At 70.1% G+C, this 23,807-nt stretch carries 24 protein-coding genes and 1 tRNA gene; 15 read left to right on the plus strand and 10 right to left on the minus strand.

Annotated elements, in window-relative coordinates; genetic code table 11:
• Nucleotides 1–37 precede the first annotated feature (37 nt).
• Nucleotides 38–1,903, minus strand: a complete 1,866-nt coding sequence (locus tag DKG75_RS13905) for a hypothetical protein (protein ID WP_109921741.1) — start codon at nt 1,901–1,903, stop codon at nt 38–40.
• Between the two features lie 304 nt (nt 1,904–2,207).
• Here DKG75_RS13905 and DKG75_RS13910 point away from each other — a divergent pair, with 304 nt between their 5' ends.
• Complete coding sequence (locus DKG75_RS13910) at nt 2,208–3,881, plus strand: serine protease (RefSeq protein WP_109921742.1); 1,674 nt, start codon at nt 2,208–2,210, stop codon at nt 3,879–3,881.
• Between the two features lie 32 nt (nt 3,882–3,913).
• Here the strand turns inward: DKG75_RS13910 and msrA are convergent, their stop codons facing one another.
• Nucleotides 3,914–4,537, minus strand: coding sequence for a peptide-methionine (S)-S-oxide reductase MsrA (gene msrA, locus DKG75_RS13915; protein ID WP_109921743.1), 624 nt, complete (start codon nt 4,535–4,537; stop codon nt 3,914–3,916).
• A gap of 167 nt (nt 4,538–4,704) precedes the next feature.
• Here msrA and DKG75_RS13920 point away from each other — a divergent pair, with 167 nt between their 5' ends.
• The 5 genes from DKG75_RS13920 to DKG75_RS13940 all read left to right on the plus strand — a co-directional run bounded on the left by DKG75_RS13920 (nt 4,705) and on the right by DKG75_RS13940 (nt 8,745).
• The gene (locus DKG75_RS13920) at nt 4,705–5,478 is read left to right on the plus strand and encodes a SapC family protein (protein WP_133637096.1); all 774 of its coding nucleotides are present in this window, start codon (nt 4,705–4,707) and stop codon (nt 5,476–5,478) included.
• The gene (locus DKG75_RS13925; protein WP_166646600.1) at nt 5,475–6,353 is read left to right on the plus strand and encodes a TraB/GumN family protein; all 879 of its coding nucleotides are present in this window, start codon (nt 5,475–5,477) and stop codon (nt 6,351–6,353) included. The genes DKG75_RS13920 and DKG75_RS13925 overlap by 4 nt, the downstream gene beginning before the upstream one ends.
• An 8-nt stretch (nt 6,354–6,361) precedes the next feature.
• Nucleotides 6,362–6,697, plus strand: coding sequence for a hypothetical protein (locus DKG75_RS13930; protein WP_109921745.1), 336 nt, complete (start codon nt 6,362–6,364; stop codon nt 6,695–6,697).
• Nucleotides 6,698–6,814: 117 nt separating this feature from the next.
• Nucleotides 6,815–7,672 (plus strand): WcbI family polysaccharide biosynthesis putative acetyltransferase, encoded by an 858-nt coding sequence (locus DKG75_RS13935; protein ID WP_109921746.1) that lies wholly within the window; start codon nt 6,815–6,817, stop codon nt 7,670–7,672.
• 2 nt (nt 7,673–7,674) lie between these two features.
• A complete protein-coding gene (locus DKG75_RS13940) occupies nt 7,675–8,745 on the plus strand; it encodes a GSCFA domain-containing protein (RefSeq protein WP_208112268.1) in 1,071 nt (356 codons plus the stop codon).
• A 1-nt stretch (nt 8,746) separates the two neighbouring features.
• Here the strand turns inward: DKG75_RS13940 and DKG75_RS13945 are convergent, their stop codons facing one another.
• Together DKG75_RS13945 and DKG75_RS13950 are read right to left on the minus strand one after the other, a co-directional pair.
• Entirely contained in the window at nt 8,747–9,073 is a 327-nt protein-coding gene (locus DKG75_RS13945; protein ID WP_109921747.1) for a YnfA family protein, read from the minus strand.
• Nucleotides 9,074–9,095: 22 nt separating this feature from the next.
• A complete protein-coding gene (locus tag DKG75_RS13950) occupies nt 9,096–10,118 on the minus strand; it encodes an NAD(P)/FAD-dependent oxidoreductase (protein WP_109921748.1) in 1,023 nt (340 codons plus the stop codon).
• 115 nt (nt 10,119–10,233) lie between these two features.
• Between DKG75_RS13950 and tsaE the strand changes: the two genes are divergently transcribed.
• From tsaE to DKG75_RS13985, 7 genes are all read left to right on the plus strand, one after another.
• Complete coding sequence (gene tsaE / locus DKG75_RS13955; RefSeq protein WP_166646599.1) at nt 10,234–10,719, plus strand: tRNA (adenosine(37)-N6)-threonylcarbamoyltransferase complex ATPase subunit type 1 TsaE; 486 nt, start codon at nt 10,234–10,236, stop codon at nt 10,717–10,719.
• Entirely contained in the window at nt 10,716–11,762 is a 1,047-nt protein-coding gene (locus tag DKG75_RS13960; protein ID WP_109921749.1) for an aminoglycoside phosphotransferase family protein, read from the plus strand. Before tsaE ends, DKG75_RS13960 begins: the two co-directional genes overlap by 4 nt.
• Nucleotides 11,759–12,490 carry a nucleotidyltransferase family protein gene (locus DKG75_RS13965; protein WP_109921750.1) on the plus strand — a complete coding sequence of 244 codons (732 nt, stop codon included), beginning with the start codon at nt 11,759–11,761 and terminating at the stop codon, nt 12,488–12,490. Before DKG75_RS13960 ends, DKG75_RS13965 begins: the two co-directional genes overlap by 4 nt.
• Nucleotides 12,474–15,461: a double-strand break repair protein AddB gene (gene addB / locus DKG75_RS13970; protein ID WP_243746620.1), complete on the plus strand. Its 2,988-nt coding sequence runs from the start codon at nt 12,474–12,476 to the stop codon at nt 15,459–15,461. Before DKG75_RS13965 ends, addB begins: the two co-directional genes overlap by 17 nt.
• Nucleotides 15,458–18,877, plus strand: coding sequence for a double-strand break repair helicase AddA (gene addA, locus DKG75_RS13975; protein WP_166646598.1), 3,420 nt, complete (start codon nt 15,458–15,460; stop codon nt 18,875–18,877). The genes addB and addA overlap by 4 nt, the downstream gene beginning before the upstream one ends.
• Before the next feature lie 67 nt (nt 18,878–18,944).
• Nucleotides 18,945–19,265, plus strand: coding sequence for a thioredoxin TrxA (gene trxA, locus DKG75_RS13980; protein ID WP_109921753.1), 321 nt, complete (start codon nt 18,945–18,947; stop codon nt 19,263–19,265).
• 106 nt (nt 19,266–19,371) lie between these two features.
• Nucleotides 19,372–19,446: transfer RNA gene (locus DKG75_RS13985), tRNA-Gly, on the plus strand.
• A 69-nt stretch (nt 19,447–19,515) separates the two neighbouring features.
• Here the strand turns inward: DKG75_RS13985 and DKG75_RS13990 are convergent.
• Nucleotides 19,516–19,821, minus strand: coding sequence for a HigA family addiction module antitoxin (locus tag DKG75_RS13990; protein WP_109921754.1), 306 nt, complete (start codon nt 19,819–19,821; stop codon nt 19,516–19,518).
• Between the two features lie 113 nt (nt 19,822–19,934).
• The gene (locus DKG75_RS13995; RefSeq protein ID WP_109921755.1) at nt 19,935–20,213 is read right to left on the minus strand and encodes a type II toxin-antitoxin system RelE/ParE family toxin; all 279 of its coding nucleotides are present in this window, start codon (nt 20,211–20,213) and stop codon (nt 19,935–19,937) included.
• A 91-nt stretch (nt 20,214–20,304) separates the two neighbouring features.
• Between DKG75_RS13995 and DKG75_RS14000 the strand changes: the two genes are divergently transcribed.
• A complete protein-coding gene (locus tag DKG75_RS14000) occupies nt 20,305–20,637 on the plus strand; it encodes a hypothetical protein (protein ID WP_133637093.1) in 333 nt (110 codons plus the stop codon).
• Here DKG75_RS14000 and DKG75_RS14005 read toward each other — a convergent pair.
• On the minus strand, nt 20,571–21,545 hold the full coding sequence (locus DKG75_RS14005) for a hypothetical protein (protein ID WP_109921757.1): 975 nt from the start codon (nt 21,543–21,545) through the stop codon (nt 20,571–20,573). The two genes, DKG75_RS14000 and DKG75_RS14005, sit on opposite strands and share 67 nt — an antisense overlap.
• A 127-nt stretch (nt 21,546–21,672) precedes the next feature.
• Between DKG75_RS14005 and DKG75_RS14010 the strand changes: the two genes are divergently transcribed.
• Entirely contained in the window at nt 21,673–22,278 is a 606-nt protein-coding gene (locus DKG75_RS14010; protein WP_109921758.1) for a hypothetical protein, read from the plus strand.
• A 51-nt stretch (nt 22,279–22,329) separates the two neighbouring features.
• Here DKG75_RS14010 and mce read toward each other — a convergent pair whose 3' ends face one another.
• From mce to DKG75_RS14025, 3 genes are all read right to left on the minus strand, one after another.
• A complete protein-coding gene (gene mce / locus DKG75_RS14015; RefSeq protein WP_109921759.1) occupies nt 22,330–22,752 on the minus strand; it encodes a methylmalonyl-CoA epimerase in 423 nt (140 codons plus the stop codon).
• A 79-nt stretch (nt 22,753–22,831) separates the two neighbouring features.
• Nucleotides 22,832–23,368, minus strand: coding sequence for a glutathione peroxidase (locus DKG75_RS14020; RefSeq protein WP_109921760.1), 537 nt, complete (start codon nt 23,366–23,368; stop codon nt 22,832–22,834).
• 16 nt (nt 23,369–23,384) lie between these two features.
• Entirely contained in the window at nt 23,385–23,792 is a 408-nt protein-coding gene (locus DKG75_RS14025) for a DUF4149 domain-containing protein (protein WP_166646597.1), read from the minus strand.
• Nucleotides 23,793–23,807: the final 15 nt, after the last annotated feature.

Genomic DNA, 23,807 nt, shown 5'->3' on the forward strand with positions numbered 1-23,807 from the left:
GGGGCGCCCCCTCGATGGAAGCGCTATGCGCCGGGCGTCAGTCGGCCTTCACCGTCAGGCCCAGGGCGGCGGCGGCGCCTTCGACATTCTCGATCAGGCCGGCGAGTTCGCCGAAGCTGACCGCGGCCGGCGGGGCCAGGGTGATGGTGACGCCCTTGCGGCTGTTGACGAAGGCGAGCGCGCCTTCGAGCGCGGCCTTGGTCACCGGGCCGGGGGCGGCGGCGATCTGCATCTGGATGAAGCCCTTGGCCTGTTCGATCAGGGCGTCCTCGGTGGCGCCCTGTTCCTTGGCGATGAGCTTCAGGGCGCGGCCGATCAGCGTGTCGTCCTTGTAGGACAGGCTGGCGCCGGTCACCTTGGACGCGAGCAGCGCCGCCGGCGGCTCGAACGACTGGGCCGCGGCCTGCAGCGCCTGGATGTCGAAGTTCGAGAAGTTGAACTTCAGGGTCAGGGCGCCGCCGTCGACCAGCTTCAAGGTGAAGTCCTTCAGATCCATCGTCTTGGTCTTCGGATCGAAGGCATAGTCGGTCGAGGCGTCGAACTTCAGCGCGTCATAGCCGAGGTCGGTCAGGGGCTGGCGGTCGCCTTCCGGGATGATCGCGGCCGGGAACACCAGGCTCTTCAGGCTGGCGCTGCCGCGGGTGGCGATGCCGTCGACATAGTCCGACGACCGGGCGGTGAGCGAGGCCAGTTCGACCCGGGCACCCTCGACCGGGCCGACCTTCAGGCCGGCGAGGTCATAGGCATCGGCCCGCATCTTGGAGAAATCGGGCTCGGCGTTCGGGTCGGTCTCGAGCGGCTTCAGGGCCGAGCCGATGTCGATGCCGGCCAGCGTCAGCTTGTCGAGCGAGAAGAAGACGTCGGAGGCGGAGACGACGCCTTCGAGCCCTTCGAGCGTCAGCTTGGAGAAGGCGAGGGCCTTCAGCTGTTCGACCGAGATCGAGGCGAATTTGATCCGGTCCTTCGGATCGTCCAGGCCGGCGGCTTCGAACGCCTTCACCGTGGCCGATTCGGCGGTGATCGAGAGCAGGGCCTTGACGCCCATCGAGGTCTCGTCGCCCATGCCCATATTGGCGGCCGAGGTCGCGAGCGCGGCCAGATCGGCGACGCCGAGACCCTTCACCCCGATGCTGCCGAAGCTGACCTTGCCGCTGCCGGCGTCCGGCGTCGCGGTGATCGAGGCGACGTCGAGGCCGCCCAGGGTCTTGCCGTCGAAGGCGGAAAGGCCGACCGAGGCGATGGACAGCACGGTCTTGGTCGCGCCGGGGGTGACCGCATCGGCCGGGCCGCCGGTCAGGTTCTTGAAGGTGAAGGCGCTGAAGGAAAAGGCCTGGAGCACGTCGGCCAGGCCCGCCGGGCCAAGGGCGCCGAGTTCGGCCAGGGTCGCCGGCGGCGCCTTCCCGAACTGGCGCGAGGCGAGGTCGGAGATATCGAGATTGTCGAAGGCGATGCCGCCGCCCGACGCGGGGCCGATGGCGACCTTGACCGCGGTGATCTTGCCCGCCAGCGGCAGGGCGGCGGTGCCGGGCGCCTGGCCCTGGGGATAGGAGGCGGCGTTGAACACGGTCTTCGCATTGGCGGCGAAGGCATCGTCGATGACGAGGCCGGACAGTTTCAGCGCGCTGTCCTCCACCCCGCCGCCGCCGAGGAAGCCGAAGCGCAATTCGGCGAAGGTCAGCTTCGCGCCGGCGCATTCGAGGCCGCTGTAGGTCGCCTTCACTTCGGGCGGCAGGGCCGCCAGGGTGGCGTCCACATTCGCCTTGATGCCGGCGCAATCGAGCGCCGGCGCCGAGCCGACGGAGGCGACCGAGGGACCGCTTTCCTTCCCGATGAAGTACCAGCCCGCGGCGGCCCCCACGCCCACCACGACGGCGGTCACGGCGCCGATGACGATCTTGTTCATATGCTTCCCCTTTCGGCGGATTCGACTTGCTCAAATGACTTCCGTCACCCCGATGGCCGGCGTCACCCCGATGTCCGGCTGCCGGCCATCGCCCCACGAGGGCGGGCGGAACGCGCAGGCAACCTAACTCAACCGTGATACGGTTGCGAGACAATGTAGCGGATCACACAACGCCCCAAAAACGCTTGCGGAAAGCGTTCCTGAAAAATCCGGCGAAATACCCCAAAGCGCAGGATTGGCCGCGGCCCGCGGATCGCATAGGCTGGCGCACCTGGGGGAACTGTACAAGCAGGCGGGATTATCGATGGCAAAGCGTGAGTTGGCCGCCAAGCGTAAGCTGCGCGGGGTTGCGGCAGTGGCGACTCTGATCCTCGCGGGGGCGATCTCGCTGCCGGCCCTGGCCCAGACCGGCAAGGGCGGGCTGCAACCCGGCCGCACCCGGCCTGCGCCCGAGGCGACGCCGAGCCCGGGCACGGGCCCGGCGGTCGAAGGCGACGAAAGCAACGGCCTGACCGATATCGCGGCGGCCCGCGATACCCGCGTGCTGCAGCTGGCGCTGATCTGGGCCGGCTATTCGACCAGGGTCGCCACCGGCACCCTCGACGGCGCGACGCAGGACTCGGTGAAGGCCTATCAGCGCGATATCGGCGCGCGGGTCACCGGCTCGATCACCCAGGACCAGATGCTGGAATTGCTGCGCCGGGGCGGCGAAGCCCGGGCCAAGGTCGGCTGGACTTCCTATATCAACCAGGAACTGGGCTATCGCGCCGGCTATCCGGGCGTGCTGCTGACCAAGGCGCGGGCGGGCGCCAACGGCGGCCGGGTGCTGACCAGCGCGGACGAGACCCGCCGCCTGGACATCGAAGTCATCGGCCCGATGGACGAGGGCCAGTTCCGCTCGTTCTTCGAATCCGTCCGCACCCTGAACGAGGGTGCGAAACGGGTGACGACGGCCGAGATGCGCGGCAACAGCTTCGCCTTCGAAGGCCAGGAGGGGAATACCCGCTTCGTCGGCCGGGTGGAGCGGCGGGCCGAGGGCATCGTCGGCTTCACCTATTTCTACCCGTCGACCGATTCCCTGTCCAATCCGGGGCTGGTCGCCGCGATCGCCAGCGAATTCACCGTGCCGGACCGCCTGGGCCCGCCGGCGCCGCCGCCGGCCGATACCGAGGTCGGCCTCTACACCAAGGACCCGGCGCAGGTCGCGACCACGCCTTCCGCCGGCGACCCGGCCCCGCCCGAGACGCCGCGGCCGCCGCGCCCCGATTCGCCCGGCCAGGGCGGCCCGGCCCGGCCGCCGGTCCGCCCGGCCGATGCCGGCGACCAGGTGCCGCTGCCGACCCTGCCCATGGAAGTGGCCACCCAGGTTCTCGATCCCGCCGGCGTCTTCCAGAAGGTGAAGGATGCGGTCTGGGTCGTGGTCGCGGCGCCCATGGGCCGCAACGGCCTGCCCAACCTCGAAGGCAATGTCAGCCAGGGGTCCGCCGTCGCGGTGACGGCGCAACACCTGTTCACCAATTGCCACGTGCTGGAGGGCCAGCAGTATTTCGGCATCTTCCGCAACGAGGATATGTCCGACCTGCGCCAGGTCTCGGTGAAGATGCAGGATGCCGAGGGCGACCGCTGCATCATCCGCGTCGACAAGCCGGACCTGCCGGCTTTCGTCTCGATCCGCAGCCATGCCGATGTCGTCGTCGGCGAGCGCGCCTATACGGTCGGCGCGCCGTCCGGCCTCGACCTCACCCTCGGCGAAGGGCTGGTCTCGGCCAAGCGCCGGCACGAGGGGCAGCAATATGTCCAGACCAGCGCGCCGATCTCCCCCGGTTCCTCGGGCGGCGGGTTGTTCGATGCCCGGGGCAACCTGCTCGGGATCACCACCTTCATGCTGCGCGATACCCAGGCACTGAACTTCGCCATCGCGGCGGAGGAATTCCTGCGCCCGGGCCCGACCGCGGGCGGCGGCGGCCAGCGCCGCTGAGGTTGGGGGCGGCGCGGCCGCCCCCTGTCGCGTCAGGCCTTCAGGTCGTCCGGGAAGTACTGGCGCAGCTTGTCGACCTTGGGCAGGGCGACATGGGCGATATAGGGCTGCCCCGGGTTGCGCGCGGCGTAATCATGGTGATAGCTCTCGGCCAGGTGGAAGGCGTCGAGCGGTTCGAGGGTGGTGACGATGGGCGCGGTGAAGGCGCCGGCCTCGGTCAGCTGGCGGATATAGGCTTCGGCCGCCTGTTTCTGCGCCGCATCGGCGTAGAAGACGGCGGAACGGTATTGCCGGCCGACGTCGTTGCCCTGGCGATTCAACTGGGTCGGGTCGTGGGCGACCGAGAAGAACAGTTTCAGCAGCCGGCCATAGGAGGTCTTCCGCGCGTCGAAGCGGATGCGGATCACCTCCGCATGGCCGGTCGCGCCGGTGCAGACGGTGCGGTAGTCCGCGGTTTCGGCCGTGCCGCCGGCATAGCCGGGCACGACGTCGAGCACGCCGTCGATCTCGCGGTAGACCGCCTCGGTGCACCAGAAACAGCCGCCCGCCAGGACCGCCACCTGTTCGGCGGCGTCGCTCGCCGGGATGTCGACGGCGGGGTCCGGGAATTCGGCGGGCTTCAGGCCGCGGCCGACCGGGATCGGGCAGGAGGTCATGGGATCGTCTCCGTACTGGACGGCAAGGGTGCCGCCTGGTCATTTTCGCTGGCGGCCCGGCAAAGTTACGGTCATGGCCGCCTTGCGTCCAGCGCCGGGCGCAAGGCATAGATCTCTGGTCATAGATTTCAGGGCCGCCATCCGATGCGGAACGCAGGGGGTTGTTCATGAGCAGCGATAAGCCGGCTTCCGGCATGCAGGGCCTGCCCCTGTTCTACCGCCAGCCCGAGGTTCTGGAGGCGCGGCGCCACGGCAGTCTCGTCGTCCAGGCCGAAATGAGCTTCGGCTTCGCCCGGGCGACCAATGCGATACCGGTCACGGTCGAGGAATTCTTCGAAATGGCCCTGCATTATCCGATCGTCTTCGCCCGGGGCGACCTGGCGGCGCCGGTGGCGGCGGTCGGGCTCGGCAGCGACGTCAATCTCTTCGTCGACGTCAAGGGCGGCTGGGCGGCCGATCACCCGGTGCCGGCCTATGTCCGGCGCTATCCCTTCATCTTCTTCGAGCAGGCGGGCAGCGATGCCCTGCCGCTGTGCATCGACCGGGCGGCGCCCATGGTGGGCGAGGCGGGCCGGCTGGCGGGCCTGCCCCTCTTCGCCGACGGCAAGCCGACCGAGGCGGCGAAGCGGGCCCTGCAATTCTGCGAACTCTATCAGCGCCAGGTCCTGCATACCCGGGCCTTCGTCCGCGCGATCCGCGATGCCGGCCTGCTGGTCGAGCGCCAGATCAACATCAGCAGCGGCGCGATCCGCCACACCATGGGCGGCTTCTGCATCATCGACGAAGAGCGGTACCGCCAGTTGCCGGATGCGACCGTGCTCGACTTCCAGCGCAACGGCTATCTCGCCGCGCTGCATGCCCAGATGCTGTCGCAACGGCACTGGGCGGCGCTGGCCCGGCGCTACGACCGTGCCGCGGCACCCGCGGGGCGCGCCCATTGAAGTCCCGCCTGCAGCGCCTGCTGCCGGCCCTGGCGCTGCTGCTGCTGGCGGCGGCGGGGGCAGGGGCGGCGCGGGCGGAACCCGCGCTGTGGCGCCTGCGCGATGCGGATTCGACGATCTATCTGTTCGGCACCATCCACCTGCTGCAACCGGGCACGCCCTGGCAGACGCCGAAGATCCGCGACGCTTTCGCCGGGGCGGACGAATTGTGGCTGGAGGCGGATGTCGGCCTGCTGTCGACCCTCGGGCCGACGCTGCGCTACGGGCTCAGCTTCGGCGAGCCCCTGGACCGGCTGCTGACGCCGGCGGACCTGGCCCGGGTTCACGACCTTCTGGTGCCGGCCGGGCTGTCGCCGGGGGCCATCAACCGCCTGCGGCCCTGGCTGATCGCCATCATGATCTCGACCCTGCCCAGCGTCGCCGCCGGCTTCGACATGGCGGCGGGCGCCGACATGGTCCTGGAAGGCGAGGCCCGGGCGCGGAAAATCCCGATCCACCGCCTCGAATCCGTCTCGGACCAATTGCGCCCCTTCGCCGAGCTTGCGCCTGCCGACGAGATCGCCGTGCTGCGCGACGCCCTCGATGCCCTGGACCACCCGGAACAGGACGATACGGCGGCCCTGGCCGGATACTGGCTGGCGGGCGACGAGGCGGCCCTGGCCGGGCTCCTGGTCGCCGATCCCCAGATGGGGGAACAGGGGCCGCTCTACCAGGGCCTGATCGTCGACCGGAATGCCGCCTGGACCCGCCGCATCGAGGAACGCCTCGCCGGCAGCGGCATCAGTTTCATCGCCGTCGGCGCCGGCCATCTGGTCGGGCCCGACAGCGTCATCGAAATGCTGGCGGCCCGCGGCTTGAACGCCGAGCGCTTTTAGGAGGACCGATGTCGTTTCACCCGCTTGCCACCTTCAGCGGCATCAAGGGCGTGCCCTTGCTCGCGCTCACCCGCAATTCGCTCAATCCCCTGCTGTCGGTCGAGGGGGATCAGGTCGAGATCCGGGTGTTCCGCCGCCTGCGCCTCGGCATCGCCGACCTCGCCCGGGTCACCACCAGCCGCGCCATCGGCCAGCTGGTGACCCTGGTGCCCAAGGCCGGCTTCCGCAGCTTCAGCGCCAATTTCGCCGACCGCGGCGAGGCGGTCCGCCTGCTGTGCACCCTGGACGGGCTGGGCGCCCCCCTCGACGACAAGGCCCGCCGCCTGATCGCCGGCCAGGCTTGAGCCCCCGGATCGGACGGACATTTCAAAGCCCGGTGGCAATGAGCGCGAACAAGGGGTAAGAGTCACGCTGCACTGCATCTTGCGTCCGGCCCGGCCGCAATCGAGAGAAGCCATGGCATGAGCAAACGAGTCGTCGTTTCCAGTAACTGTCAAACCGGTGGCATCGCCGTCTCTCTTCAGCGTCTGCTGCCCGAATGGACCGTCGAGGCCGTGCCGGTCACCTCCCTGTCCGAGGACCATCGCGCGCAGATCGCCAGCGCCGACTGCTGGGTGACCACCGGTCGGCACGATCTTGCCGGGCAGTCCGCAGGAGCGGCGGCGGCGACCAGGATCATCCGTATCCCCGAAATCTATTTCCCGGCCTTTCACCCTGACCTTGTCTATATTTCCAAGATCTCGACCGGATGGGCGCCGATCGTCCCGCATTACAATTCGGGCATCATCGCCTGGGCCTTCGTGAACGGCCTCGATCCGATCGAAGTGCCGCCCCTGTTCAACAGCCGCAATTTTGCCGCGCTCGGCTATTTTTCCTTGTGGGACAAGTCGGTCGCCCATCTGCGCAAGGTCTTCGCCAACAGCGATCTCGATTTTGCCGCCTTCTTCCTGCCGGTGAAGCGCAACGGCAATTTCATGCACACGATCAATCACCCGAAGATCGAGACGCTTCAGCAACTCGCGCGGCTCTGCGCCCGCCGCATGGGGGGCGACGACACGGTCATGGAGAAATTCATTCATGTCCCCGATGCCCTGAACGACAATATCTGGCCGCTCTATCCTGAGTTGGCGCATCATTATTCGCTCAGCGGGGACTATAACTGGCTGGTGCAGAACGGCGGTTATTGCGACGGCCTGGCGACCTATATCCATTTCGCGTACAACCGATACTTGGACTTCGGTCTGACCAAGGGCGACGTGGTCTTTTCCACCCCGGTCGAACTCTACGACGACGTTCTCGGCAAGGCGCTGCGAGGCTGATCATGAGCAATCCCTATCGGGGACTGGACGATTTCTGCTTCTGGTCGCGGGCCATGACCTGGCCGGCGCCGGGGCGGATCGATCCCGTCGTCAAGGCCGACGTCATCACCGCCGCCGATCCGGTGGTCACCATGGGCAGTTGCTTCGCCCAGCATCTGGCGCGCCATATCAGCACCTCGGGGCTTAACTACCATGTCGCCGAGAAGGCCCCCGCGGGGACCCCGGCAGACCTGGCCAAAGCCTTGAACTACAACGTGTTTTCAGCCCGCTACGGCAATATCTACACGGTCCGCCAGGCGGTGCAGCTGTTCGACCGCGCCTTCGGCCGCTTCCAGCCGGCGGAAGACGTCTGGGCCCGGGACGGCGGCTTCGTCGATGCCTTCCGGCCGCAGATCCAGCCCGATCCCTTCCCGACCGAGGACGCCGTGCGCGCCGCCGCGGCCGAGCATCTGGCGCTGGTCCGCCAGATGTTCCTGGATGCCCGCTGGCTGGTCTTCACCCTGGGCCTGACCGAGGGCTGGCGGTCGCGCCTGGACGGGGCCGTCTATCCGGTCGCGCCGGGGGTCAGCGGCGGCGCCTTCGATCCCGAGCGGCACGAATTCGTGAATTTCACCGCGGGCGAAGTGTCGGCCGATCTGGCCGCCTTCATCGAGCGGGTCTCGGCGGTCAATCCGGGCCTGAAGATCATTCTCACCATCTCGCCGGTGCCCCTGATCGCGACCTACGAGCGGCGCCATGTGCTGGTTTCGACCGTGTTCAGCAAGTCGGCCCTTCGTGTCGCGGCGGACGAGGCGGAACGCCGCTTCCCCAACGTGATCTATTTCCCGTCCTTCGAGATCATCACCTCGCCGGCGGCGGGCGGGCGCTATTACGCCGACGACCTGCGGCAGGTGACCGATCTCGGCGTCGGCCATGTCATGCGCGTCTTCGGCGATCATTTCTTCGACCGGCCGGACCGCGCCACGGCGCCCGAAGCGGCGGCCTTCGACGCCGACAGCGTGATCGCGGCCGCCAAGGACGTGGTCTGCGACGAGGAAGTGATCGAACGCGCGCTGCAAAGGAGCGCGGTCTAAACTAAGCCCCGCGCGGCGCGAACAGGATGACGGCGGTGCCGCCGAGGCAAAGCGCCGCCCCCAGCAGGTCGAAGCGATCGGGGCGGCTGCCCTCCGCCAGCCACAGCCAGGCGAGCGAGGCGGCGATATAGATCCCGCCATAGGCGGCATAGGCCCGGCCGGCGAAATCCGTCTCCACCCGCGTCAGCACATAGGCGAAGAGGATCAGCGAGGCGAGGCCGGGCAGCAGCCAGAGGGCGGATTTGTCCAGCCTCGCCCAGGCCCAGAAGGCGAAACAGCCCGCGATCTCGGCGATTGACGCCAGCACGAACCAGCTGATCGAGGCCATGGGCCGTTCCTTCCTGTCCGGTTCAGGCGGCGCCCGGCACGCCCTTCGAGGTTGAATATTCGAAATGCACCACCTTGTCCGGGTGGATATGGGCATGGGCCGCATGGCAGGCGGCGGCCGCCTCGGCGAAGCCCGACAGGATCAGCTTCAGCTTGCCCGGATAGACCGCGATATCGCCGACCGCATAGATGCCGGGAACATTGGTCGCGCAATTGCGCTGCTCGACGGCGATGCGGCTGTCCTCGAGGCCCAGGCCCCAGTGCGCGATCGGGCCCAGCGTCATGGCGAGGCCATAGAAGGGCAGCAGGACATCCGCCGGCAGCACCTTCTTCTGCCCGTCCAGGGTGGAGACGACGACGCCGGTCAATTGCCCGTCCGTCCCCTCCAGCCCGTCGAGCTGATAGGGCACCACCATCTCGATCCGCCCGGATTTGGCCAGATCGTCGAGCTGGCGGAGCGATTCGGGGGCGGCGCGGAACTTGGGCCGGCGATGCACCAGGGCGACGCCGGCCGCCACCTCGGCCAGGCTCAGCGCCCAGTCGACCGCGCTGTCGCCGCCGCCGGCGATCACCACCTTGCGGTCGCGGAAATCCTCGCGCCGGCGCACCATGTATTGGACGCCCTTGGTCGCCTCGTAAGCCTCGAGGCCGGCCAGCGGCGGCCGGTTGGGGCCGAAGGCGCCGCAGCCGGCGGCGATGATGACGGCGCCCGCGTCGATCTTCGCCCCGGTCGAGGTTTTCAGGCGGAAACGGCCGCCCTCCCGGGGCTCGACCGCGATCACCTGCTGTTCCAGCAGGTAATAGGGGGCGAAGGGGGCGGCCTGGGCTTCCAGCTGGTCGACCAGGGTCTGGCCGTCGATCGCGGGATGGGCCGGGATGTCGTAGATCGGCTTTTCGGGGTAAAGCGCGCTGCACTGGCCGCCGATCCCGTCGAGGGCATCGATCACCACCGCCTTCAAGCCCAGCATCCCCGCTTCGAACACGGCGAAGAGACCGACCGGGCCGGCGCCGATGATGGCCACGTCGGTCGAAAGGATGTCGGACATGCTGCAAGGCTCCCCATTGAAACTCGGGCGTCAAGATGACCCTCAATGTCCGCGGTTTCAAGCGCCGGGGCAGGCCGGGATTGCGGGCGGGCGGCCGCTTCGGCTAAATGGCGCCATGCCCCGCCCCGACACGGAATCGGACCTGCCCCAAAAGCATCTGGCCCTGCCCGATCTGGCGGGGACGGCCGGCCTTGCCCGAAAACTGGCGGAAACGGCCAGGGCGGGCGATTGTTTCGCCCTCTGGGGCGATCTCGGCGCCGGCAAGACCGAATTCGCCCGCGCCTTCCTCCGCGCCGCCGGCGTGACCGAGGATGTGCCGAGCCCGACCTTCGCCATCGTCCAGCCCTATGACACCGGGATCGGCCCGATCGCGCATTTCGATCTCTACCGGATCGAAAGTGCTGCCGATCTCGACGAAGTGGGCTTCGACATGGCGCTTGACGACGGCATCGTCCTGGTCGAATGGCCGGGCCATGCGGGCGATCGCCTGCCGGGCGACCGGCTCGACATCCAATTCACCCTGGGGCCGGCGGGCGACCGCGCCGCCGCCCTGACCGGGCGCGGCTCCTGGCGCGCCCGCCTCGCCGGACTGAACCTATGACCGACCGTTCCGCCGCCATCGACGATTTCCTGCTTGCGACCGGCTGGGGCGACGGCCGCCGCCGCCTGCTGGCCGGCGACGCCTCGTTCCGCCGCTACGAGCGGGTGGAGAAGCCGGACGGCCGCACCGCCGTGCTGATGGATGCCCCACCCCCCCACGAGGATACGCGGCCCTTCATCGGCGTCGGGCGCTATCTGTCCCGTCTCGGCCTTTCGGCGCCGGCGATCCTGGCACCCGACGTGGCGCGGGGCTTCATGCTGCTGGAAGACCTGGGGGACGACAGTTTCAGCGCCGTCGCCGCCGCGGACCCGGACAGGGCCGCCGCCCTGTACGAGGCGGCGGTCGACGTTCTCGTCGCCCTGCGCGGCGCCCCGGCCCCGGGCGTCACCCGCTTCGTCGACGGCAGCGGCCATCAGGTGAAGCCCTATGACGCCCGGGCCTTCGGCTTCGGCCCCTCGCTGATCCTCGACTGGCATGTGAAGGCCCTGCGCGTCCTCCTGGAGCCGGAGGCGGCGGCCGCCTTCGGCGCGATCTGGCACGATCTCTGGCGCCGCCTGCCGCGCGAGCGCGCCGTCGTCATGCTGCGCGACTATCACGCCGACAATCTCCTGTGGCTGCCGGGGCGGACCGGGGCGGCGCGGGTCGGCCTGCTGGATTTCCAGGATGCGACCGTCGGGCCCGCGGCCTATGACCTCGTGTCCCTGATCGAGGATGCGCGGCGCGACGTCGATCCTGCCTTCGGCCAGGACTTGAAGGCCCGCTATGCGGCGGGGGCGGCGCGGGTCGATCCCGGCTTCGACCGGGCGGCCTTCGATGCCGCCTATGCCATCATGGGGGCGCAGCGGAACAGCCGCATCGCCGGCGTCTTCGTCCGCCTGTGGAAGCGCGACGGCAAGAAGCGCTATCTCGATTTCCTGCCCCGGGTCTGGCGCCATCTGGAACGCGACCTGCGGCATCCCCTGCTGGCCAATCTCTCGGCCTGGTACGACCATTACCTGCCGGGCGAGGACTTGCGCGCCGGCGTCCGGAAGCTCGCCGCATGACGACGACGATCGATACCGCCATGGTGCTGGCCGCGGGCAAGGGCATGCGCATGCGCCCCCTGACCGACCGGCTGCCGAAACCCCTGGTCCGGGTCGACGGCCGCAGCCTGCTCGACCGCCTGCTGGACCGGCTGGCGGCGGCGGGGATCCGGCGCGCGGTGGTCAATGTCCATCACCTCGCCGATCAGATCGAGGCCCGGCTCGCGGCGCGCCGCGCGGAAGGCCAGGGGCCCGAGACCCTGGTCTCGGACGAGCGCGGCGACTTGCTGGAAACCGGCGGCGGGGTCGCCCGGGCGCTGCCCCTGCTGGGGCCGGCACCCTTTCTGGTCTGCAATGCCGATACTTTCTGGCTGCAAGGCGTGCAGGCGCCGCTGGCGGCCATGATCGCCGCCTTCGATCCCGCCCGGATGGATGCCCTGCTCCTGCTGGCGCCGACCGTGACCGCCATCGGCCTCGAAGGCTTCGGCGATTTCCTGATGGCGGCGGACGGCGGCCTGACCCGGCGGCCGGAACTGGAAGTGGCGCCCTTTGTCTATGCCGGCTGCGCGATCATGACGCCGGCCGCCTTCACCGACCTGCCCCCGGGCGCCTTTTCCCTGAACCTCCTGTGGGACCGGGCGATCGGGACCGGGCGCCTGTTCGGCCACCGGCTGGACGGCCAGTTCCTGCATGTCGGCACGATCCCTGCCATCGCCGAGGCGGAGGCCGCCCTTGCCGGCGCCCTTTGAGCGCCTGGACCCAAGCCGGCTGCCGCCGGTCACCGGCCGGCCGCGTCTGTTCACCATTCCGGCCGGGCAATCCTTCGTCGATACGCTGGCGGATACGCTCCTGGACCGGGCGGGCGCCGATCCGCTCGATCTTGCCGCCACCCTGATCCTGGTGCCGACGCGCCGCGCCGCTCGCTCGCTGCGCGAGGCGTTCCTGCGCCGCAGCCGCGGGCGCGCCGTGCTGCTGCCGCGCCTCCGCCCCCTCGGCGATGCGGACGAGGAGGAACTGACCCTGGCCGGGCGCGAGGACACCCTGGACCTGCCCCCGGCGATCGAGCCGCTGGCGCGCAAATTCCTGCTCGCCCGGCTGGTCATGGGCTGGTGGCGGGCGCGGGGCGAGGCGGCGGATCTGGGCGCCGCCGTCGCCCATGCCGGCGAACTGGCCCGCCTGATCGACGAAATGGAGACCGAGGGGGCGGATTGGGCCGCCCTCGACGGCGTGGTGCCCGATGCCCTGGCCGGCCATTGGCAGGCGACCCTGGATTTCCTGAAGATCGCGGCGCGCGACTATTGGCCCGAGATCCGCGATGCCCATGGCGCCATGGACCCGGCCAGCCGCCGCAACCAATTGCTGCTGCTCCAGGCCGAGCAATGGCGGGCCGCGCCGCCGGCGCATCCGGTCATCGTCGCCGGCTCGACCGGCTCGATCCCGGCCACCGCCCATCTGATGAGCGTGGTCGCCCGCCTGCCCCGGGGCGCCGTCATCCTGCCCGGCTTCGATGCCGCCATGAGCGACGACGATTGGCAGAAGCTGGACCCCGGCCACCCGCAATGGACCATGCGGGAAGTGCTGGAGCGGCTGCGCGCCGACCGCGCCGAGGTCGGCCTCTGGCCGGGCGGCGGCCCGGTGCCGGCGCCCGGCCCGCGCCAGGCCCTGCTGGCGGAAGCCCTGGCCCCGGCGGTCACCACCGAGCGCTGGTCGGCGACCAGCCGCGACCTCGACCTCGATGCGGCGCTGGCCGGCGTCACCCGCATCGATGCCGCCGACAGCCCGGCGGAAGCCCGCGCCATCGCCCTGCTGATGCGCGGGCAATTGGAACAGCCGGGGCAAACGGCGATGCTGGTCACCCCGGACCGCAAGCTGGCCCGCCGGGTCGCGGCCGAACTGTCGCGCTGGTCGGTGGAGGTCGACGACAGCGCTGGCACCGCGCTCGCGGCCAGCGTGCCGGGCGCCTTCCTCCGCCTGGTGCTGGCCATGGTCGCGGGCGGTTTCGCCCCCCTCGACCTGCTCGCCTGCCTGAAGCATCCGCTGGCCGCCCTCGGCCTGCCGCGCGGCGACATGCTGCGGGCGCTGCGCCGGCTGGAACGGCGGGTGTTGCGCGGTATCCGCCCGGCCCCCGGCCTCGCCAGCCTGCGCGCCATCGCCCGCGAGGAAGAGGTGCCCGCCGGCGTCCTCGACCTGATCGACCGGCTGGAGGATGCCTGCGCCGCCCTGGCCCGGGCGCTGGCCGGCGGCACGGGCGATCTGGCCGGCATGGTAACTGCCCACATCACGGCTGCGGAGCAGGTGGCGGCGACCGACGCGGCGCCCGGTGCCGAAGCGCTTTGGCGCGGCGATGCGGGCGAGGCGGCGGCGGGCCTGGTGCAGGACATGCTGGCGGCGGCCGCCACCCTCGGCCCGGTGCCGGCAAGGGATTACGCCGGCCTGTTCGAGACCCTGGCCGGCGCCGTCACCGTCCGGCCCAGCCACGGCTTGCACCCGCGCCTGCGGATCCTCGGGCCGCAGGAAGCGCGGCTGGAGGCGGCGGATCTGGTCATCCTCGGCGGCCTGAACGAAGGCGGCTGGCCGGCGGAGCCGCCGGCCGATCCCTGGGCGTCGCGGGCCATGCGCCGCGATCTCGGCCTGCCGCCGCTCGAAAAGCGCCTGGGGCAGGCGGCCCATGATTTCGCCACCCTGGCCGCGGCGCCCCGGGTGGTGCTGACCCGGGCGACCAAGGTCGATCTCTCGCCCACCGTGCCGTCGCGCTGGCTGCGCCGGCTGGAAGCCCTGGTGCCGCGCGGCCTGTGGCAGGCGGGGCCGGCGCCGGGCTGGGCGCTGTCGCTCGATCCGCCCGAGGGCGCGCCGTGGCCGGAACCGGCGCCGCGCCCCCCGGTCGAGGCCAGGCCCGTGACCTTCTCGGTTTCGGACATTGAGCTTCTGGTGCGCGATCCTTATGCGCTTTACGCCAAGCGTGTGCTGCGCCTGCGCCCGCTCGATCCGATCGATGCGCCGCCCGGCGCCGCCGATCGCGGCAATATCATCCACGATGTCCTGGACAGTTTCCTGGGCGGCGCCCTGCGCGGGCCGCTGCCACCCGATGCGGTCGAGCGGCTGGAGGCAATCGGCGAGGCCGCCTTCGCCCGCTACAGCGACCGGCCGGCGGTGCGCAGTTTCTGGTGGCCGCGTTTCCGGGCCGTGGCGCGCTGGTTCGTCGCCGTCGAGGACCAGCGCCGCCTGATGGGGATCGTGACCCTGGCGGTCGAGACCGAAGGGGCGCTGAGCATCGTCGCCGGCGGCCGCGAGCACCGCATCACCGCGCGTGCCGACCGGATCGACGGCCGGCCCGACGGCTATGCGGTCGTCATCGATTACAAGACCGGCACGCCCCCGACCAAGAGCCAGATGCAGGCCGGCTATCGCCCGCAATTGCCGCTCGAAGGGGCGATGATCGCGCGCGGCGGCTTTCCCGCGGTCGCGGCGCGGCCGGTCGGCGGTATCGAGGTCTGGCAATTGAAGGGCGGCCGGCCGCCGGGCCGGATCGCCGCCATCGCCGATGGCGATACCGACAGCCTGGTCGAACAGGCGCTCGAGGGCGTCGCCCGCCTGCTGGCCCGCTATGCCGACCGGGCCCAGCCCTATCTGGCGACGCCCAACCCGAAACAGGCGGCTTACGGCGATTACGATCATCTCGCCCGGGTCGGCGAATGGGGCCAGGGGGAGGGCGGGGCATGACGCGCCAGCAGGATGCGGCGGCCGATCCCGCCGCCTCGGTCTGGGTGTCGGCCTCGGCCGGCACCGGCAAGACCCATGTGCTGACCAACCGGGTGCTGCGCCTGCTGCTGGCCGGCGCCCTGCCGGAACGCATCCTGTGTCTCACCTATACCAAGGCGGCGGCGGCGGAAATGGCCAACCGCATCCAGGACCGGCTGGCCGCCTGGGCGGTCGAGCCGGAGGAGCGCCTGTTCGCCGCCCTGCGCCAGTTGACCGGCAACCCGCCGGGGCCGGCGCTGATGGTGCGGGCGCGCCGCCTGTTCGCCCTGGTGCTGGATGCGCCCGGCGGCCTGCGCATCCAGACCATCCATGCCTTCTGCCAATCCCTGCTCGGCCGCTTTCCGGTCGAGGTCGGCCTGCCGCCCGGCTTCATCGCGCTCGACGACCGCGCCGCCGCCCTTCTTCTGGCCGAGGCGACGGGGGAGGTGCTGCTCGCCCCCGACGACGGGCTTCGCCGCGCGGTCGGACAATTGTCGGCGCTGGCCTCCGATACGATGTTCGACGATCTGGTGCAGGCTTTCGTCGGCGGGCGCATGCGCCTGCCGGAAGACCTGGGGCCGGCCAGCCTGCCTCGTTACCTCGGCGATCTCGCCCGCCTGCTCGGCTGCGCGCCGGCGGCGGAGGGCGGGCGGACCGCCATCGTCGCCGCCTTCGCCGATGCCCGGACGGCAGCGCCGGGGCCCTTGCGCAGGGCCGCCGCCGCACTCGCCGCCGGCAGCCCGACCGACCGCAAGGCCGCCGAGGTCCTGCTCGCCTGCTGCGATGATTTCGATTACACCGCCTATGCCGGCGTTTTCCTGAAGGCGGACGGGGAGCCGCGGCAGAACCCGATCACGAAGAAGCTGGCGGCCGTCCACGCCGATGTCGCCGCCTGGATGGCCACCGAGGCGGCGGCGCTTCAGGCGCTGGAAATCGCGGCCGCGCGGGCCGAGACCCATCTCGTCTCGCGCGCGCTGCTCGTCCTCGGGGCGGCGATCCTCGAGCGTTACCACCGGGCCAAGGCGGCCAGGCGCGCCATCGACTATGACGACATGGTGCTGAAGGCCCGCGACCTGCTGACCGGCGGCACGGCGGCGGCCTGGGTGCTCTACAAGCTCGACGGCGGCCTCGACCACCTGCTGATCGACGAGGCGCAGGACACCAGCCCGGCGCAGTGGCAGCTGGTCAGCGCCCTGACCGACGAATTCTTCGCCCTGGAGGGGCAGGGCGGGCGGCATCGCACGGTCTTCGCCGTCGGCGATCTGAAACAGTCGATCTATTCCTTCCAAGGCGCCGCGCCCGAGGTTTTCGGGCGGGAGCGCCGCCGCGTCGGCACCGCGGCCGCGACGGCGGGGAAGGTTTTCCGGCCGGTGGAGCTTGATCTTTCCTTCCGCTCCGCGCCTATGGTGCTGCGCCTCGTCGATGCCGTCTTCGCGCAGAAACTGGCGCGCGACGGCGTGGTCGAAGGCGGCGCCCTGGAACACAAGGCATACCGCGAGGCCGCCGCCGGGCGGATCGAGCTGTGGCCGGTCGAGACGGGGGAGACGGTCGAGGAGGCGGAAGCCTGGGCGCCGGCGCAGACCGCCAGCCGGGGCCGCAGCGCCCAGGCCGTGCTGGCGGAACGGATCGCCCGGCGCATCGCCGCCCTGCTTGCGGCGGGCGACGTGCTGCCGGCGCGCGGGCGGCGGCTCCGCCCCGGCGACATCATGGTGCTGGTGCGCCGGCGCACCGCCTTCGTCGATGCCCTGACCCGGGCCTGCAAGGCGCTGGGCGTGCCCGTCGCCGGCAGCGACCGCATGATGCTGGCCGACCAATTGGGCGTGCGCGACCTGATCGCCATGGGCCGCTTCGCCCTGCTGCCCGACGACGACCTGACCCTGGCCGCCGTCCTCAAGGGTCCCTTCGTCGGCCTGGCCGAGGAGGCGCTGTTCGACCTCGCCCATCCCCGCCCGGAGCGGCAGAGCCTGTGGCGCGCCCTGGTGGAACGGGCGGCGTCGCGGCCGGATTTCGCCGCGGCGCAGGCGGCGCTGGCGGCGGTGCTGGCGCGGGCGGACTACGTCACCCCCTTCGCCTTCTTCGCCCGTCTGCTCGACGAGGGCGGCGGCCGGCGCCGCCTGATCGGCCGCCTGGGGGCGGAGGCGATCGAGCCGGTCGAGGAATTCCTCTCCCACGCGCTCCGCCACGAGGCGGAGGCCATTCCCTCGCTCGAAGCCTTTCTTCACGCGGTCGAGACCGGCGGCACCGAATTGAAGCGCGACCTGGACCGGGGGCGGGACGAGGTGCGTATCCTCACCGTCCATGCCTCCAAGGGCCTGGAGGCGCCGGTGGTGATCCTGCCGGACACGACCACCTTGCCGTCCCGCCTCGAAACCCTGCTGTGGTCGGGGGCGGGGCTGCCGGTCTGGCCCGTCGCCGGCGCCGGCATCGTGCCCGAGGTGGCGGCGATCCGCGACCGCATGTGCGAGGAAGCCTTGCGCGAATACCGCCGCCTCCTCTATGTCGCGCTGACCCGGGCTGAGGATCGCCTCGTCGTCTGCGGCTGGGCCGGCGGGCGCCGGGCCGGGCAACCCTATGAGGACGGCTCGTGGTACGATCTGATCGCCGCCGCCTTTCCTGCGGACGCGGTGGAGGAGGAGGTCGCCCCCGGCATCGCGATCCGCGCCTGTGAAGACCCGCCGGGACCTGCGGTCGCCGAGCGCGGCCATCAGGCCGCCGCCGCCGCCTCGCCCCTGGCGCTGCCCGACTGGGCGGGGCGGGCGGCGCCGGTCGAATTGCGCCCTTCCGATCCGCTGAGCCCGTCGCGCCAGGCGGATGCGGATCTCGGCGTCGCCAGCCCCATCGCCCTTGGCGGTGCCGCGCGCTTCCTGCGCGGGCGCCTGGTGCACCGGCTGCTGGAACTGCTGCCGGACCTGGCGCCGGAGCGGCGGGCCGGGGCGGCGGCCCGCTTCCTGGCCCTGCGCGCCGACGATCTCGCCGCGGAGGAACGGGCGGCCCTGGCGGCGGAAACCCTGGGCGTGCTCGACGATCCGGCGTTCAGCGCCGTCTTTGCCCCGGGCAGCCGGCCGGAAGTGCCCATCGCCGCCGTCATCGGCCGCGAATCGGTGGTCGGCCAGATCGACCGGCTGGCGGTCCTGCCCGATCGGGTGCTGATCGTCGACTTCAAGACCGACCGGCCCTCGCCGCAGGACTGGCGCGCGGTGGCGCCCGGCTATATCCGGCAGTTGGCGCTCTACCGGGCGGCGGTCGGCCAGCTCTTTCCCGGCCGCAGCATCGAGGCCGCCCTGCTCTGGACCGAGACGCCGCACCTGATGCCGGTGCCGGCCGACGCCTTGGATGCAAGCCTTGCAGGGCTGACCGGCGCGCAGGCCGCGATTGACGGGCCCGGTCCCGCTTCCTAGATTTGTTGGCCGAATAGGATTCCGTCGCCGGCAAGATTGCCCGCGACCATGAAAGGTGCGTAGAGCCATGCCCACCAAGAAGGTGACTGACAACTCGTTCGCGGATGACGTGCTGGGCGCCGACGGCCCCGTCGTCGTGGACTTCTGGGCCGAGTGGTGCGGCCCCTGCAAGCAGATCGGCCCCAGCCTCGAGGAAATCTCCGAGGAACTGGGCGCCAAGGTGACGATCACCAAGATCAATATCGACGAGAACCCCAATACCCCGGCGCGCTACGGCGTCCGCGGCATCCCGACGCTGATGCTGTTCCTTGGCGGCAAGGTCGCGGCGACCAAGGTCGGCGCCCTGCCCAAGGGCAAGATCGTCGAGTGGATCAACAATTCGATCTGACGGTTCGGCGCGGCGCGGTTTCCACCGGAACCGCGCCGCCAATCGTTTGACGGCGGGCCGTTACATTGCTAAGAACGGCACCCGGCCCGGCCGGCTGCGTCGTTGAGCGGGCGTAGTTCAGAGGTAGAACATCAGCTTCCCAAGCTGAGTGTCGTGGGTTCGATTCCCATCGCCCGCTCCAAGACTTAGGTCACTTTTCCGCAGACGGTTTTTCTACCGGTTTTTCCGATGCGCCGTCGCGGCGTTCGCTTCAGGCTGCCCTGATGGTCGGGATGGCGCTGGTGTCGACGTTCCGTTCCGCCTGCCAGAGGTCGTAAGCGGCCTGCATGCGGATCCAGGGCCCGCCGCCGCCGCCCAGGAGTTTGCCCAGGCGCACCGCGATCTCGGGCGAGACCGGCTTGCGGCATGCCAGCAGGTCGTAAAGGTGCTGGCGGGAAATCCCCGCCATGCGGGCGATCTCGGCCTTCGGGGTGTCGAGGTCGAGAAGGATATCCTCCAGTGCGGCGCCGGGATGCGTGGGCGCGCGATCGGGGCGCTGCACGGCGTCTTCAGTCATGGCTTGCCTCCTGGCTTTGCCTTGGGGCATGTCCGGAACGACCGTCATTCCGGACATGCTTATTCTACGGAGCTTCAGACGGCGAACCGGTTTCCACTTCGCCTGCAGATACTCTAGTGATACTGCTCGAAGTCGATCCTGCAGGCGTCTCCGTCCGAAAACTCGAAGGTGATGCACCAGGGGCCATTGATGTGCACGGTGTAGCGCGTCGGCTCGAAACCGTGCAGGGGGTGGAAGTTGAACCCGGCGACGTTCATATCTTCTGGCTGTAGCGCGACATCGAGCCGGTCCAGGCGGGCGAGAATGCGCTTGTGCAGTTTGGCGTCGATCTTTCCGCTCCTGCCGGAGCGCCACAGGCCCTCCAAGGCCTTGCTCTTGAACGACTTGATCACGTCGTCAGCGTAAGCGTATCGCTGACATGTGTCAACAATTCACTTACAGGGGAACCTGCTCCCGGCCCTTGGTTTCCTTCGAGCTGTCGCCATGAGCGAATGGCAGGCCATGCTGCTGTCCGTGCTGTTCGAGGCGCCGGTCGCGGCCTTGCTGGTTCATCGTGTCCGGCCGGGGCAGGCGCTGGCGGCGGCCGGGGCTTCCGCCCTGGCGACGGCGGCCAGCCATCCGCAGTTGTGGGCGGCGGCGCTCTGGGCCTATCCGCGCTATGGCTATGGGCCGTCGCTGATCGGGCTGGAAATCCTGGTCGTGCTGTTCGAGGCCGGGGTGATGGGGTGGATCCTGCGCCTGCGGCCGGCTCAGGCGCTCGGGCTGTCCTTCGCGGCCAATCTGGCCTCGGTCGCGGCCGGCCTGCTGCTGGCCTGAAGGCCGCCGGCGATCAGGACGAGCAGGGGCAGTTCGATCCAGGCATGGACCGAGGCGACGATGCCGTAAAGCCCCCGCGTCCCGGCGAAATCGTCGAGGAAGCCGATGAAGCCGGCAAGGCTGGCCCCGGCGATGAGGGCGGCGAACAGGGGCAGGCGCGGCCAGGGCAGGAAGCCCTTGGCCTGCCCGGGCAGCAGCCGGGGCAGGATGCCGATGACGGCGACGTAATGCGCCCCTTGCGCCACCACCGAGGCGGCGAAGAGATCGACGGCGGAAGGCCCGCCGGCCAGGGCGCGCGGGACATAGACATGGAGATGGCGGGCAATGCCGCCGGTGCCGAGGGGATCGGCCCCCTCGATCCCGAGCCCGAGCAGGGCACGCGGCAAGCCGCTGGCGACGAGCAGCGGCAGGCCGACGAAGCCGGCCAGCGCCAGCCCCATGCCGAAAGCCCGCCGCCGGCGCGGCAACCCTTCCCAGAGCAGGCCGAGGGGGGTGAAATTATGCCCGATCGACAGGATCACCGCCGTCTCGAACGGGGCGAGCGCGGTCGCCAGCGCCAGCGGCAGGGCGGCGGCCAGCGCCAGGGCGGCGGCACGGGGCCCGCCCGGCGCAGCCACCGCCAGGATCAGCACCACGACCGTGCCCAGTTCGAGAACCAGGGCCGGTTCCACGGCCATCACGTGAAACACCCCGAGCGCCCGCCACAGCGCGGCCAGCGCCAGCAGGCCGACGCAGGCGACGACCTGGCCGCGGCCCAGGCGGCGCCCGAAGCGGCGGTCGACATAGGCGAATTCGGCCATGACATGGGCAAGGCCGAACCCCGCCAGCAAGACCGTATAGACCGCAAGCGGCATGGCCGCGGCGAGCAGGGCGAAGGCGAGGGCAAGGGCGGCAAGCAGGGCGATCATGACCGGGATCCTGCCACGTGATCGCGGTCACGGCACGGGCCATTCGGGCTTTTCCGCCGTGGCCGGTCAGGGCAATGTCTTTCCGGCGCCGGGGGGATTCGGCGCGACATCAGGGAAGGCGTCGATCATGACCAAGACCGCGACCATGCTGAAGGCAGCCGTACTGGGGGCCGGGCTGCTGATCACCGGGCTGACGGCGGCCCGTGCCGACGAGGTCGGCGACGGTATCGCCAAGGCGGGCGAGCTTTATGCCGCCGGCGATCTGGCCGGTGCGTTGCGCGAACTCGGCTTCGCCACCACCGGCATCCAGGGCAGGCTGAACGAATCCTACGGCGCCACGCTGCCGGAGCCGCCGGCCGGCTGGACCGCCGATGCGGTCGATGCCCAGAATGCCGCCGTCATGGGCCTCGGCCAGAGCCTGACCCGGACCTATACCGATCCGAACGGCAATACGGTGAAACTGTCGCTCGCGGTCGACAGCCCGCTGCTGCAGACCATGGGCATGATCTTCGCCAACCCGATGCTGGCGGCCCAGGCCGGCTACCAGCGCCTGCGCATCGGCAGCGAGGATGCCATGCTCCAGGACGACAAGGCGGGCAATATCTCGATCATGCTGTCGATCGGCGGCCGCATGCTGTTGACCGCGGAAACCGGTTCGGTCCCGCTCGATCAGGTGAAGGCGCTGTTCGGCGCCTGGAAGATCGCGGAACTCAAGAAACTGGCCGGGATCTGACCCCCCGGCCCTGGGTCCCGTGCCCGCCGGAACGGGCACGGGCGGCGCCGGTCAATGGCCGTGCGCGGGTTCCTGCATCAGTTCGACGAGGACGCCGCCGGTGTTCTTCGGGTGCAGGAAGATGATCGGCACGCCATGGGCGCCGATGCGCGGCTCGCCGGTGCCGAGCACGGTGGCGCCCTTCGCGATCATCTCGTCGCGGGCGGCGATGATGTCCTTCACCTCGAAGCAGATGTGGTGCTGGCCGCCCTGGGGGTTCTTGGCCAGGAAATTCTTGATCGGCGACTTGTCGTCATAGGGTTCGATCAGTTCGATCTGCGAATTCGGCAGGTCGACGAAACAGACCCACACGCCCTGGTCCGGCATGGCGAATTTCTCGTGGATCCTGGTCGCGCCGAGCAGGTCGCGGTACATGGCGACCGAATTCTCGATCGAGGGCGTGGCGACGCCCACGTGATTCAGTTTGCCGATCATCTTGGCCTCCGGGGTTGAACGGGCGGAGAGAAGCAAATCCACCGCCCGCCTGCCAAGCGAAATCAGGGCCCCGGCGCAATCAGGGTCTCGGCAGCACCATTTCGATCGCATCGGTCAGGCTGCCGGCGGTCGGCCCGGTCAGGCCCGAATAGGCGGCGACGATCTGGCCCTCGGGCGAGATCAGGTATTTGTGGAAATTCCAGCTCGGCACCTTGTCGGCGCCGAAGGTCGCCGCCGCCCAGGCGTAGAAGGGATGGGCCCCGGGGCCGCTCACCTGTTCCTTGTCGGCCATGGGGAAATCGACGCCATAGGTCAGGTCGCAGAATTCCCGGATGTCGCCCGCGTTGCCCGGCTCCTGGTTGAAGTCGTTCGACGGCACGCCGATGACGACCAGGCCCCGGTCCCGATAGGTGTTCCACAGCGTCACCATGCCCTCGTACTGGCTGGTGAAGCCGCAGAAGGAGGCGGTGTTGACGACGAGCAGCGCCTTGCCCCGATAGGCGGAGAGCGGCAGTTCGCCGCCTTCGAGCTTCCGGAAGGCGAAGTCGAAGGCGGTCTCGGCGGCGGCAAGCGCCGGCATCAGCAGGGCGATGACGAAGGCGAGGCGGGCAAGCATGGCGGCGGTCCCCCGTTCAGTGATTGACCATACCGAAAACGACCACGAAAAGCGCAAGGAACTGGGCAAGGTTCAGCATCTGGCTCAAGCCGTGCAGGCGGCGGAACTGGCCCGCCGCTTCGGCATCGCCGTCGGCGCGACGGTCCGACAGGCGGTTGATCTCGGGCCGCAGCATCAGATGGGCCAGGATGAAGCCGCTGGCGACGAGGCTGAGCAGCGCCCCCATCCAGAACGGCGGCGCGCTGATCGCGGCCAGGCCGGTCAGCCCGGCCATGACCGGGTAATAGAGGGCGAAGGCATCGCGCATCAGCCGCCCGCCCTGGTCGGGGCCGAGCTTGCCGAACACGAGCGGCGCCATCACCAGGGTGAAAAAGGCCATGCCCCCGAAAGCAAGGCTGGTGAGCAGGCCGGCAAACGTCGCCATGGTCTTCCTTTGCAT

The sequence above is a fragment of the Zavarzinia compransoris genome (genome assembly GCF_003173055.1).
Taxonomy (GTDB): domain Bacteria; phylum Pseudomonadota; class Alphaproteobacteria; order Zavarziniales; family Zavarziniaceae; genus Zavarzinia; species Zavarzinia compransoris.